General features: G+C 63.9%; 11 protein-coding genes. All 11 read left to right on the top strand.

Going from position 1 to position 12,685, the window contains the following annotated elements; genetic code table 11:
- The first annotated feature begins 20 nt into the window (after nucleotides 1-20).
- Nucleotides 21-2,789, top strand: coding sequence for a preprotein translocase subunit SecA (gene secA / locus BG023_RS08550; RefSeq protein ID WP_069310072.1), 2,769 nt, complete (start codon nucleotides 21-23; stop codon nucleotides 2,787-2,789).
- A 29-nt stretch (nucleotides 2,790-2,818) separates the two neighbouring features.
- The gene (locus tag BG023_RS08555) at nucleotides 2,819-3,574 is read left to right on the top strand and encodes a sulfite exporter TauE/SafE family protein (RefSeq protein WP_069311224.1); all 756 of its coding nucleotides are present in this window, start codon (nucleotides 2,819-2,821) and stop codon (nucleotides 3,572-3,574) included.
- Between the two features lie 202 nt (nucleotides 3,575-3,776).
- Nucleotides 3,777-4,943: a tyrosine-type recombinase/integrase gene (locus tag BG023_RS08560; protein WP_069310073.1), complete on the top strand. Its 1,167-nt coding sequence runs from the start codon at nucleotides 3,777-3,779 to the stop codon at nucleotides 4,941-4,943.
- On the top strand, nucleotides 4,933-5,442 hold the full coding sequence (locus BG023_RS08565; RefSeq protein ID WP_069310074.1) for a hypothetical protein: 510 nt from the start codon (nucleotides 4,933-4,935) through the stop codon (nucleotides 5,440-5,442). The genes BG023_RS08560 and BG023_RS08565 overlap by 11 nt, the downstream gene beginning before the upstream one ends.
- Before the next feature lie 68 nt (nucleotides 5,443-5,510).
- Nucleotides 5,511-5,699, top strand: coding sequence for a helix-turn-helix transcriptional regulator (locus BG023_RS08570; protein WP_069310075.1), 189 nt, complete (start codon nucleotides 5,511-5,513; stop codon nucleotides 5,697-5,699).
- Nucleotides 5,700-6,034: 335 nt separating this feature from the next.
- Nucleotides 6,035-7,291 carry an AAA family ATPase gene (locus BG023_RS08575; RefSeq protein WP_190315744.1) on the top strand — a complete coding sequence of 419 codons (1,257 nt, stop codon included), beginning with the start codon at nucleotides 6,035-6,037 and terminating at the stop codon, nucleotides 7,289-7,291.
- Between the two features lie 739 nt (nucleotides 7,292-8,030).
- Nucleotides 8,031-9,374, top strand: a complete 1,344-nt coding sequence (locus BG023_RS08580; RefSeq protein WP_083234624.1) for a phage major capsid protein — start codon at nucleotides 8,031-8,033, stop codon at nucleotides 9,372-9,374.
- Nucleotides 9,375-9,512: 138 nt separating this feature from the next.
- Nucleotides 9,513-9,815, top strand: a complete 303-nt coding sequence (locus BG023_RS08585) for a hypothetical protein (RefSeq protein ID WP_069310078.1) — start codon at nucleotides 9,513-9,515, stop codon at nucleotides 9,813-9,815.
- Between the two features lie 3 nt (nucleotides 9,816-9,818).
- Nucleotides 9,819-11,984, top strand: coding sequence for a hypothetical protein (locus BG023_RS08590; RefSeq protein ID WP_069310079.1), 2,166 nt, complete (start codon nucleotides 9,819-9,821; stop codon nucleotides 11,982-11,984).
- A gap of 4 nt (nucleotides 11,985-11,988) precedes the next feature.
- Nucleotides 11,989-12,228: a hypothetical protein gene (locus tag BG023_RS08595; protein ID WP_069310080.1), complete on the top strand. Its 240-nt coding sequence runs from the start codon at nucleotides 11,989-11,991 to the stop codon at nucleotides 12,226-12,228.
- 2 nt (nucleotides 12,229-12,230) lie between these two features.
- Entirely contained in the window at nucleotides 12,231-12,530 is a 300-nt protein-coding gene (locus BG023_RS08600) for a hypothetical protein (RefSeq protein WP_069310081.1), read from the top strand.
- Nucleotides 12,531-12,685 lie beyond the last annotated feature (155 nt).

The raw sequence follows: 12,685 nt of genomic DNA on the forward strand, positions 1-12,685 counted from the left end.
GATCAAAGGTCCGCATCATCATGTTCAATACCATCGTCAAATCCGTTTTCGGTTCGGCCAACGACCGCACCATCAAGTCGCTGCGCAAGATTGTCGCGCAGATCAACGCGCTCGAGCCGCAGATGCAGGCGCTGAGCGACGAAGAATTGCAGGGGCAAACCGCCAAGCTGCGCGGCCTTGTCGATAATGGTGCGAGCCTCGATGATATTCTTCCCGAAGCCTTTGCCACGGTGCGCGAGGCATCGGTGCGGGTGTTCGGAATGCGGCACTTCGATGTGCAGCTGATCGGCGGCCTTGTGCTCCACCGCGGCGAGATCGCCGAAATGCGCACCGGCGAGGGCAAGACCCTGATGGCGACGCTCGCGGTTTACCTAAACGCGATCGAGGGCAAGGGCGTCCACGTCGTCACTGTGAACGATTACCTCGCGCGGCGCGACGCGGCGGAGATGGGTCGCCTCTACAACTGGCTTGGTCTCAGCGTCGGTGTGATCGTCCCCGGCATGCCCGAGGAAACGAAGCGCGACGCCTATGGTGCCGACATCACCTACGGCACCAACAACGAATTCGGCTTTGATTACCTGCGCGACAACATGAAGCACGAACGCAGCCAGATGGCGCAGCGTCCGTTCAACTTCGCGATCGTCGATGAAGTGGACTCGATCCTGATCGACGAAGCGCGCACCCCGCTGATCATTTCCGGTCCGACCGAAGACAAGTCGGAGCTTTACGTCGCGCTCGATCAGGTCGCGCGGGAAATTCCGGTGGAATGGCTCGACATTGACGAGAAGGTGAAGCGCGTCCAGCTGACCGAGGACGGGCTGGAAGAGGTCGAGAAGATACTGCTCGAGAAGGGCCTGCTGGCGACGACAAACCTCTACGACGTCGAGAACACCCAGGTCGTCCACCACCTTGATCAGGCACTGGCCGCAAACTTCACCCGCAAGCGCGACACCGATTACATCGTCAAGGATGGCAAGGTCGTCATCATCGACGAGTTCACCGGACGCATGATGGACGGCCGCCGTTGGTCGAACGGCTTGCACCAGGCGGTTGAAGCCAAGGAAGGCGTGCGGATCGAGCCCGAAAACCAGACGATGGCTTCGATCACCTTCCAGAACTACTTCCGCATGTATCCCAAGCTTTCGGGCATGACCGGCACCGCCGCCACCGAAGCGGCGGAATTCTGGGACATCTACAAGGTCGGCGTGGTCGAAATCCCGACCAATCTGCCCGTCGCGCGCATCGACGAGGAGGACGAGTTCTACAAGAATACCGCCGACAAGTTCGGCGCGATCGCCAAGGCGATCAAGGAAAAGCAGCAGATCGGTCAGCCGGTGCTGGTTGGTACGGTCTCGATCGAGAAGTCGGAACTACTGAGCCAGTACCTCGACAAGGAAGGGGTCAAGCACTCGGTGCTCAACGCCCGCTTCCACGAACAGGAAGCCTATATCGTGGCGCAGGCCGGCCGCTATGGCGCTGTGACCATCGCCACCAACATGGCCGGCCGCGGCACCGACATCCAGCTGGGCGGCAATATCGAATACCGCATCCGTGACGAGCTGGCCGATCTGCCCGAAGGGGCGGAACGCGATGCCGCCATCGCCCGGATCCGCGCCGAAGTGGCCGAGGAAAAGGAGCGCGTGAAGGCAGCGGGCGGCCTGTTCGTGCTCGGCACCGAACGCCACGAATCGCGCCGCATCGACAACCAGCTGCGCGGCCGCTCGGGCCGTCAGGGCGACCCGGGCCTGTCGCGCTTCTACCTCTGCCTCGAGGATGATCTGCTGCGCATCTTCGGCCCCGACACGCTGTTCGCCAAGATGATGAACTCCAACCTTGCCGATGGCGAGGCGATTGGTTCGAAGTGGCTCTCCAAGGCGATCGAGACCGCGCAGAAGAAGGTCGAGGCACGCAACTACGACACCCGCAAGCAGGTGGTTCAGTACGACGACGTCATGAACGACCAGCGCAAGGTGGTCTACGAGCAGCGCGCCGAAATCATGGACAGCGAGGCGGTCGATGACGTGGTGATCGACATGCGCCACGACACCATCAACACCATCGTCGGCAGCGCGTGCCCTCCAGGATCTTATCCCGAGCAGTGGGACATCGCCGGCCTCAAGGCCAAGGTCGAGGAAATTTTCGGCATCCAGCCTCCGTTCGATGACTGGTTGGCCGAGGAGCAGGTCGAGCCCGAACTGCTCGAGGAAAAGCTGCGCCTGCTCACCGACGAGAAGATGGAGGCGAAGACCAGTGCCGATCCGGCGATCTGGCGGATCGTCGAAAAGGACGTGCTGCTGCGCCAGCTCGATTTCCACTGGAAGGAACACCTCGCCACGCTCGATGCGCTGCGGCAGGTTATCTGGATGCGCGGGATCGCGCAGAAGCAGCCGATCAACGAATACAAGCAGGAAGCCTTCGGCCTGTTCGAGACGATGCTCGACACTTTGCGCGAGGAAGTGACCAAGATCCTGTTCCGCGCCGAGCTCGCCTTCGAGCAGCCGCAGGCGCAGATGCAGGCGCTGCCGGAACTGCCCGACTTCCTTACCGGACATATCGATCCGCTCACCGGGCTCGACGATTCGGCCGATGGAGACGGGTCGGAGCAGCGTCCGGAGCTGTTCGGATCGCTCGCCGGGGCGCCGGCGGCGGAATTCGGCGATGGCGGTGCGGCGGGCGGGACCGATCCCTTCGCCAATCTCAATCTCAGCCGCAACGCGATGTGTCCGTGCGGCAGCGGGAAGAAGTACAAGCATTGCCACGGCGCGCTGTCGCCGCGCGCATTGGCCTGACCGAATAGCGCGCGGGGCAGGGCGGTATGATGATCGGGGCGGTTCCGGCACTGCTGGCGCTCGCCTTCCTCGTGACCGCGCTGCTCTATGCCAGCGTCGGGTTCGGGGGTGGATCGACCTATTCGGCGCTGCTGGCGATATCGGGGCTCGATTACCGGCTGCTGCCGCTGATCTCGCTCGCCTGCAATATCGTGGTGGTATCGGGCGGCAGCATCCGCTTCGCCCGTGCCGGTTTGACCCCGTGGAAGAGGGCTCTCGTAATCGTCGGGCTGGGTGCGCCGGCGAGTTTCCTTGGCGGGCTGACCCCGATCAAGGAATCGACCTTTCTGGCCCTGCTTGGCGGAAGTCTGGTGCTCACCAGTCTGACGATGCTGATTCCGGTGCGCGAAAGCGAGGATGGCACGCCTACCCGCGCTGCCCGCTGGATGCCGCTGGCGGCCGCGCCACTCGGCTATTTTGCCGGGCTTGTGGGGATCGGAGGCGGGATATTCCTCGCGCCGCTGCTTCACCTTGCGCGGTGGAATGCGCCGCGTGCAATTGCGGCGACCGCCAGCCTGTTCATCCTCGTCAATTCGCTGTTTGGCCTCGCAGGCCAGATGCTCAAGAATGGCCCCAACCTGTTCGGACAGGCGCTCGGCGCGGCGTTGCCCCTGCTGATCGCGGTGGTGATCGGCGGTCAGATCGGCAGCCTGCTCGCCGCACGCCTTTTGCCGCCCAAGTGGATCCGCTGGCTCACCGCGCTCTTGGTGTTGGTGGTGGGCGTGCGGCTGCTGATCGGGGTCTGAGCCCCGCCAAAGATCGCCGCTGAAAGGAAGTGGCTCCCCGAGTAGGCTTTCCGGTGAACGGCTGCGAATGCGTGGCTGTTCGCAATACCGTTGCAACGCAAGCAGATATGCCCGCCTGTTGTGCGCCCCTGTTCATTGACATTCGTGCCTAACCGCGTCCAAATGTGGGAACGAATGTTGGAACGCAGGGGATGGCTCCACCTTGGGAAAGCTCACAGTCAAGCAGGTTAAGAGCGCAAAGCCGGGCACTCATGTCGACGGGCTGGGGTTGCTCTTGAGGGTTCGCGAGACGGGCGCGCGATCGTGGATCTTGCGCGTCCAGGTCGACGGGCAGCGCCGCGATATCGGTCTCGGATCTGATGCCGACCTGACGCTCGCCGAGGCGCGCGAGAAAGCGGCGCACCTGCGCAAGCTCGCGCGCCAAGGCCTCGATCCGATTGCCGAGCGCGACCGCCACAAGCGGCAGGTGCCGACCTTTGCGCAGGCGATCGAGCTTGCCCATGCCGAGCTGGCGAAGGGCTGGGAGGAAAAGACCGGCGAGGCGTTCAAGGCCTCGCTGCTCGCCCATGCCGCACCAGTGATCGGCCGGCGCAAGGTCGACCGGATCGGCGCGGCCGACCTGATCGAGGTGCTTCAACCGATTTGGACCGACAAGCCGCATCAGGCGCGCAAGATTCGCCGCCGGATTGTGCAGGTGCTCCAATTCGCCAAGGCGCGGGGCTGGCGCTCCGAACCGGTGCCAGAGCCGCACGAGGTGCGGCAAGGTCTCGCGCGGCAAGACCTCGGCGAGGGCTTCAAGGCCATGCCCTATGCCGAGGTTCCGGCATTCTTCGCCGCGCAGCTCGCCAAGGATGCGACCGCCGCGCGCCTCGCCCTGCTGTTCGCGATCGCGACCGCCGCGCGCTCGCAAGAGGTGCGCCTTGCCCGATGGGAGCAGCTCGACCTCGATCGGCGGCTGTGGGCGCGTCCGGCGCAAATCATGAAATCCAAAGTGGCGCACACGGTCACGCTGTCACCGGCGGCGGTGGCGGTGCTGCGCATGGCTGGGGAGAAATGGGGCTTCGCAGGCTATGTGTTCCCCTCGGCGCGCGAGGGGCGACCGCTCTCCGATATGGCGCTTTCTAAGCTGATGCGGCTCGCTGGAAGGGCCGAGACCGTGCACGGGTTCCGGTCGAGCTTTCGCGATTGGGCGGCCGAGGAGAGGCCGACTGTCCCCGCGATGGTCGCCGAGATGGCGATCGCGCATAGCGTCGGCAACGCAACCGAGAAGGCTTACTTGCGCAGCGATCTGCGCGCGCTGCGCTTCGAGCTGGTCGACGGGTGGGGTGCATTCATCGCGCCGGAATTGGGGGTGCAGGATGGTGTATAAACCAACCCTCGAGGATGAGGCGTTCGGGGATCTATATGAGCAGGAGGGGCTCGCCGCAGTGGTTGCCTTTCTGCGCTCTGGCGAGCCGCTTTCTGAGGAATTCCGCGAAACGCTTGCCGATTTGATTGAGGGCGGGGAGTTCGGTTTCATTGAGGATCCCTCAGGCGAAAAGCGCATTCGCAAGGCTGCGCGAGCGGAGAGAGACCTCGAGATCGGGGCTTGGGTGGCAGTTCGTAATTTCATGACAAAGCGCGCCAGCTATGCGCGAATCCTCCGCGCGGCGCGGACTAAATTTCGCGTGTCAGAGGGCACAGCTAAGCGATGTCATCTCGCTTTTCGGGGCGCGCAGGAGAAAGCGCAATCGGAAGGGGGCGATCCTTGGGATGGTGCCTGGCAATGGTGGCAGGCGTTGCGGGAATTCTGCGATGAGCGGGGCCTCGACTACTACGAAATTCACACGCAGATGTATTCCGGTCAAAAATTCGACCTCGATTTTTGACCATATCCCTTGTTTCCGTGCGTGTTCGCGCGGCTAGATATGAACGCCTCTAACGAACGGAGGCTTTCATGTCCGACAACCTGCTCACCATCGAGGCCGTGATGGCTGCGATCGGTCTTAAGCGCACGAAGATCTATGCCATGATCGGGAGCGGCGATTTCCCGCAGCCGGTCAAGATCGGCACGGCTTCGCGCTGGTCCGAGGCTGAGGTCAACGCGTGGATCGCTGAACGCAAGAACCAGCGCGCGGCGGCTTAACCTGTGCTCGCCATATCGCCCGCAAGGGGCTGGAATTGGCTTAGCCTCGGCGCGCCGGATGATCGGTTCGCGCGGGTCGATCGCAGGCCGGTGCGCCCTGCTCAACTCGCGCCTGCGCCGCGCGTGAGGCCTAAGCCGGTTCGCGCCGTGCTCAGCTCTAACCCCGCCATGGCGCGCGCGCTCGCCATGCACCAGTTCAAGCCGTGGTGGCTGCGCTGATGGCGGGCGAGATTTACACTTTCGATCAGGATCGGGGCCAATGGCTGGGGCAGGATGGCGCGCCCGCGCCTGATGCGCCGCGCGGGCCGGTCATGGGGGTCGAGCCGCTTCGCGCTATGGACCTCTCGCTGCTTTCCGGCGTGTCGCCGAGGGCGGTCGCATTCGTGATCGGCGGGGCGGTTCCCGAGAACGAGGTCACGACCCTGATCGCGCCGGGCGGTGGTAACAAGACAACGCTGGCTCTGATGCTGGTGGTCGCCATGGCGGCGCGGCTCGCGACCTGCCTTGGCCTCGTGATCGAGCCTGCGCCTGCGATCTATGTGGGCCTAGAGGATTCGGAGGGCCGGCTGCACTGGATGTTGCACCATGTCTGCGCGGCGCTCGGGGTGCAGATATTCGAGCTGGTCGGCAGGCTGCACCTGGTGTCGCTGCGGCAAGAGATCGTTAACGGGTTGGGGCACTTCAACGGGGCGGGCGAGTTCGAGCCGGGGCTGCTTTATCACCAGCTGCGCAGCACGATCGCGGCGACCGGCGCGCGGCTGCTGGTGCTCGACAACCTCGCGCACCTGTTCCTCGGCAACGAGAACGACCGAGGGCAAGTCACCCGCTTTTTCGCGGCGCTCAACAAGCTGGCGAGCGATACCGAATGCGCAATCCTGCTGCTCGCCCACACTAACAAGAAGGGCGAGGAATACAGCGGATCAACTGCCATGCAGAATGCGGTTCGGTCGAGCCTGTCGATCGAGCGCGAGGAAGGTGGCGATCCCGAGGTGCGGGTGCTCAAGGTATCCAAGGGTAACTACGTCAAGCCGGGTGAGGTGACGCGGTTCCGGTGGCACGATCATTATCTGATCCGGCCGGAAGATTTGCCCGCCGATATTGCGGCAACGCTGGCGGCGACCTCGCGCGCGACCTCGGCGAATGCCGCGTTCCTGCGCTGCCTTTCGATGGTTGACGGGCAGGGTCGAGCGGTCTCGCATTCGCGCGGGGCTAACTATGCGCCGCGCGTATTCGCCAAGATGCCGGAGGCCAAGGGGTTCGACCAGGACGACCTCGAGGCTGCAATGGAGCGGCTGCTGCACCTCGGCGTGATCCTCGCCGATCAAGAGGTGGGCAAGTATGCAAACCGCACCGCGCGCCGAGGTCTTAAGCAGGTCGCCGAGCTTGCACAAAGCCCTGCACAAAGCCCTGCACAAGGCCCTGCACAAGAGGTTGCTCAGGATGCACAAAACCCCTCGGCTCAGGTGCACAAAGCTGGTGCACGCTCAACCCCTCCCCCTTCGGGGGAGATAGAGGGGGACTCTGGTCCCCCCTCTATCCCCCGAGTGGGATCGGTGCGGCGCGGCCGTGATTGGATACCTGGCGATGATTGATCTCATCTCAGGCCGGGGGTGGTCGAAAGTCTAAAAGGCCCACCCCCTCCAGACCGCCGCCCCTCTCATTCGGAGATTTTTTAATGGGTTCTCGGAATTTCGGGACGGGTGCCGCAGGCTCCTCGCCGTCAACGCCTCGCAGGGGCGCGAGGATTGCGCGCGATTGCGAGGGTCGCGCGGAAAGGTCTGGCGCTCGATCGCATGCAGGCTGCGCGCCTGAGGCCGACCCTGAGGCCTTAGGGCTAGGGGGTGCAAGGTCTCAGCGTGGACCGGCCGAGGCTGTGAATAAATTTAGGCCGGTCGAAGATGGCCTCGCCGCCGACCTTTTCGGACAGCCGATCGATCCGAAGCGGGCGCGACGAGGTCGGCCCTTGCACCTGCCAACGGCGGCAACTCGCGCCCAGGTGATCGAGCTGCGCGAGCGCGGCGCGTTACAGCCGGAGATCGCCCGGGCGCTGGGCATATCGGGTCCAACCTTGCGGTTGAACTATCCAATCGAGCTTGGCTCGAGGTCGACCGTCTGGCGACGGCGCGCGGGCTGTGGATCGTCAAATTGACAAAGAAGGGATTTTGATTCATGTTTCGTTCTACTGGCGCGCAAACGGCTTTCCGTCCCTGCGCGATGACGCGTCCTCTCGAGGCCTTTGCCCGAGTCCAAGCGTCGGCACGTTCCCGCTGAGCGCGGGTCAATTCGTGTCGGCCGTGGACTGTGCGGCCGACCCTCTGAAAGGAAACGCAAATGTCTATCCAAGCAGCACGTGAAAAGATGGCGCGCACCCATGGCGCGGCCCTCGCCTTCGACTCCGAATTCTTTGCCAAGGCACATGCAACCCGCGAGAAGCTGGATGCAACGCAGGCGCATCCTGCCGATTGGCACCGGCTGCGCTCTTCGGCGCTCGATAAGTTGAATGCGCTGGCTGAGGCTTCGCCCTGGACGCAGAAGCACCAGGCGGCATTCGATCATTGCGAGGCCATTGTCGAATACTGCAATGCGAACATCGACCTCATGGCTTTTTCGGGCAAGCCTGGTGCGGATGGAAAGCGTCCGGCCGCAATCGCCGCACCGAATTCGGGCTGGATCGACGCCAAGACCAAGGAGCCGATCCGCGTCTACAAGCCGAGCGAGCGCATCGCCGCCGAGCGCGGCGGAAGCGACGTTTCTCTCGGCGCGCTGCTTGAGGGTATGTTGATCGGTCCGCGCAACGCCGAAGTGAAAGCCGCGTTGGAGAGCGGGATCGGTACGGCCGGCGGTTTCACGGTTCCGATGGAGATCGCGCGCGAGTTCTGGGATCTGATGCGCGCGAAGTCGGTATTCATCCAGGCGGGGGCCAATACGGTGCCTCTGTCGGGACCGACGCGCATGATCCAGCTCACCAGGGATCCTGAGGCAGTCTGGCGCGGTGAGAACCAGTCGATCGGCGACACGGAAATCGAAGTCGGCGCGGTCGAGCTGAATCCCAAGTCGCTCTCCGCATTGGTCAAGGTCCCTTATGAGCTTCTGGCGGACTCGGTGAATGTCGAGCAGATCCTCATGAACGCTCTGCTGGCCTCGTTGTCGCTTGAGCTGGATCGCGCTTGCCTCTTCGGCCAAGGCACGGCTCATCGGCCTGTGGGCCTCTACAACACTCCCGGGATCGGTGCGCTGTCGATGGGGACCAATGGCGCGCAAATCTCCAATTATGATCCGCTGGTCGACATGGTGTATGAGCTTGAGCTCGCGAATGCAGCCGCGCCGACCGCGATCATCTGGCACCCGCGCACCGGCCGCGATCTGCGCAAGCGCAAGGATACGACCAATCAGCCGCTACTTGCGCCTGATCCGATCCCTTCGATTCCGAAGCTCGCGACGACGTCGGTTCCGATCAATCTCACCCAGGGGACGGCCAACGGTGTCGCCTCGACGATCGTGATGGGCAATTTCGACGACGCGATCGTGGGAATGCGCGAGGAGCTCACGATCCAGCGCCTCGACCAGACCTTCGCCGATAACGGTCAGGTGGGCTTCTGGGCGCACTTGCGCGCGGACGTCGGGTTCCCTCGCCCGAAGTCGTTCGTGAAGCTGGACGGGGTGCTCGCGGGCTAACCGGATGGGCAGGGCGCGCCCTGGCTTGACATGGTCCCGAAGCGCCCCGGCCAGTGAGCGGTGCCGCAAAACACTCACCAGCTCGCCGCCCTCTTCTCCAGTGGGGCGGCGAGCACCTCTCTTTCGAAAGGTTCCCCGATGCAGAAAAGCAATGTTCCCGCGCTCGACCTTCCCGCGCATCTGGTCGATCAGACGGTCAATTTCGGTGCGAGCCTTCACGGGCTTTCGTTTGCGCAGCTAGTGGTGCTGGCGGGGCGGCTCGATCGCACCCGCGAGGCTTGCCAGCGGATGCAGGAAGGTGCCGCCAGCACGGCCGGTCTCAGCGCCGACTTTCTCGCCGGTGCGGATGGGATCGGCGCGCAGGTCGCCTGCTGGTTCGATCTGATCGAGGCTGAGATTGAGCGGCGTCTTGCTGGTCGCCGTGCCGGTGGGGAGGGCTAAGCGATGGCTGTGAAAATCGGCGGTCTCGTTATCTCGCTTGGTCTGGAGTCGGCCGAGTTCCGCAAAGGCCTCAGCAGGTCGCAAAAGGACCTTAAGCAGACCAGCGCGATGTTCCAGAAATTCGGGCTGGCGATGGCCGGGGCTTTTGCTGGTGTGGGTGCTACGCTCGCCGAGTTCACTAGGCGGACGATCGACACGGCGGACGAATTGAGCAAGGCGGCCGCCTCGACCGGGATCGCGATCGAGGAGCTTTCGCGTCTGCGCTACGCAGCTGACCTCAGCGGGGTGAGCTTCGAGGCGTTCCAGACGGCTGCGGGCCGCCTTTCCCGTAATATGTATGACGCTTCGCAGGGTCTCGGGGCTGCGGGCCGCGCGTTCACCGCGCTTGGCGTTTCGGTGGTCGGGTCTGATGGTCAGCTGCGCAGCGTCACCGAGGTGATGGGCGACGTTGCCGACCGCTTTTCGGTGATGGATGACGGCGCGGCCAAGACTGCGCTTTCCATGCAGGTGTTCGGGAAGGCAGGGGCAAGTTTGATCCCGATGCTCAACGGCGGTCGGGATGGCCTGAAAGAGCTTACATCCGAGGCAGCGAAGTTTGGGGTGGTCATTGATGCCGAGACCGGACGGAAGGCCGAGTTGTTCAATGACAACCTCACGCGACTGCAAGGGGTGTTCTCGGCTGTCGCCGCGCGTTTGGCGGGAGAAATGCTCCCGCGCCTGATCGAATTGCAGAATTGGCTGATAAGCAATCAAGGCGCGATCGTTAACGCTGCTCGCAGCTTGGTCGAATTCGGCGCGGGGCTGGTGAGGGCAGCGCGCTTTCTCTCGCCACTTGTCGCCGGGTTTGTAGCGTATCGGGCGGCGCTCCTCGCAGCGGCGGTGGCCCAAGGCGCGTACACGGTCGGTATGACCGCTTTCGCTGCGGCTGCGGGTAGTGCGAGGTTCGCCACTCTCGCATTAAATGCGGCCCTTATTGCAAATCCTTTCACCGCAGTTGCGGTAGGCGTTGGGGCGCTCACCGCTGCTTTTGTCGGGATGCGCAATGCGCAGGCCGAAGCTCGGGCAGAAACGAATAACCTGATCGGATCGCTCAAAGCTTTGGCTGGCGCTCGCGGCGCTGATTTCATCGCCAAGCGTAACGAGGCGGTGGTCTCGTTGCTGACGAAGCAATCTGAGCTAGCTAAATTGGAAAAGCAGCTCAGCAATCAGAGGGGGGTTGGCAGAGGTTACGCCGCACAAGCCCTTGGCCCGAAAATCGCGACATTGCGCGCTGAGATTGCTGATCTGGAAAAGGGGGTAGACCAAGCCGATCGAGCTGCGAAAGCTTCCGCGCAGGCCATGCAAAGAATGGTGGTCCCGACTGGCAATGCATCGATTGCTGTGGCGGGGCTCGGCGGTACAGCGCGAGACGCTGCGGATTCGCTGAACGCGATGGGAAGTGCCGCCGGCGCTTCGGCCGACAAGTTGCAGGCCGTCCTCGACCGGGCCTTTCCGCAAATTGCCCGCCTGCGCGAGTTAAACGCGGATCGGGCCTTGCTCGAGGATGCGATGAACCGGGGCCGGATCACGCCGGATGAGGAAGCGCGGGCGCGCTTCAATCTTGGCCCTGCCGCCAGCCTTGGCCCTGCTACGGTCAGCGACTGGCTGACCGAGGGCGGCCCGGTGGTCGAGGTGATCGACCGCGTGGCCGAGGCGGCGCGCGTGATGGGCGAGGAAATCGCGGCGGGCCTGCAAGGCGGCATCGACAAGTTCGCCGATCTCAAGCGCATCGGCGGCGAGGCTTTCGGCGAACTCGGCTTCCAGCTTTCGGGCGTGCTGCGCGGCGCGCAGTCGCTGGGTGATGCGCTGTCGAACCTGCTCCAGCAGCTCGCCGACATGGCGTTCAGCATGGCGTGGAAGGCGCTCGGCACCTCGCTCGGCATCCCCGGCTTCGCCACCGGCACCCTGTCGGCCCCGCGCGGGCTGGCGCTGGTGGGCGAGCGCGGGCCGGAGCTGGTCAACTTCCGCGGCGGCGAGCGCGTGTTCAACAACAACGACACCCGCCGGATGATGGGCGCGGGCGCAGGCTCGCCGATCAACATCACGATCCACGCGCCGAACGAGCGCGTCGGGCGCGAGGCGGCGGGGCAGGCCGCCACGCGCCTGCGCCATGCATTGAACGGGCGGTGATGTGATGGCGCAGCAGCCGATTGTGATCGTCAGGAAATGGGCGATCGGGATGATCCTGGTCAAGGTCGAGGGGGGCGAACGGGCCTTCGCCAAACGCTTCCGCGCCCGCCGTTATTCGAAGGCGCTCGGTTATGCAGTCGGCCTTGCCCGCACACTTGGCATTCCGCTTCGCGACCAGACTGGGGGGTGTTCCGATGCAGATTGCGCCCAGCTGGTCGCAATGTCTGTGCAGCTGGATAGCTAGTCATGTCCTTAGCTGACGAGCTGGCGCTGGCGCGGGTGGTGACGATCGAGTTCGCCTCTGCCGATGTGCTGCGCGTGACGACTTTCCCGGCGATCGGCGGGATCGACCGGCGCTTCACCGGGCGTGACGCTTTCCAGGAGGCGCTTGCTCTCGCCTGCAACGCGGCGGCGGGGCTGGGTTATACACTGACCGATCGCACCGGCACGCTCTCCCCTGATGAATGCGCGGCGCTGGTGGCGGGGCGTTCGGGAGTGGCCGAGATCGTGCCGATCGCAGCGCGCCGCCAGCCCCAGCGCGCGTGACGGAGAGATCCGGCACTTCGGCGGATATTTCCTTTCTTCCCTAGCCCGGTGAAAAAAGGCATAAAGAGTGCGGCTCGACCAGGTGCGCCAACACCGGGCCGAGCCTGACCACAATCGCAAAGGAGTGCGACATGGCTGCTGAGGCTCTAGGCGGG

It is taken from the genome of Porphyrobacter sp. LM 6 (genome assembly GCF_001720465.1).
In the GTDB taxonomy this organism is placed as follows: domain Bacteria; phylum Pseudomonadota; class Alphaproteobacteria; order Sphingomonadales; family Sphingomonadaceae; genus Erythrobacter.